Consider the following 281-nt stretch of genomic DNA (forward strand, 5'->3'; position numbering starts at 1 on the left):
TTGAAACGACACACTGTGTCTGTTCTCCGTAATAAGAACAGATAAGCGGTGTGTTCGAGTCTCTCAAATTTTCGCAAGTCGATGATGAATCGAAAGAAACATCTTCGGGTTGTGAGGTTAAGCGTTGAAACGACACACTGTGTCTGTTCTCCGTAATAAGAACAGATGAGCGGTGTGTTCGAGTCTCTCAAATTTTCGCAACACGAAGTGAAACATCTTCGGGTTGTGAGGTTAAGCGACTAAGCGTACACGGTGGATGCCCTGGCAGTCAGAGGCGATGA

At 45.9% G+C, this 281-nt stretch carries 1 rRNA gene (only partly in view); it reads left to right on the forward strand.

Annotated features, from left to right (window positions below):
• Positions 1-281 (forward strand): 23S ribosomal RNA (locus GY169_RS23295) (it extends past both window edges: 776 nt to the left, 3,387 nt to the right).

The organism is Kluyvera genomosp. 3 (assembly GCF_011765685.1).
GTDB classification, from domain to species: Bacteria; Pseudomonadota; Gammaproteobacteria; order Enterobacterales; family Enterobacteriaceae; genus Kluyvera; species Kluyvera georgiana_A.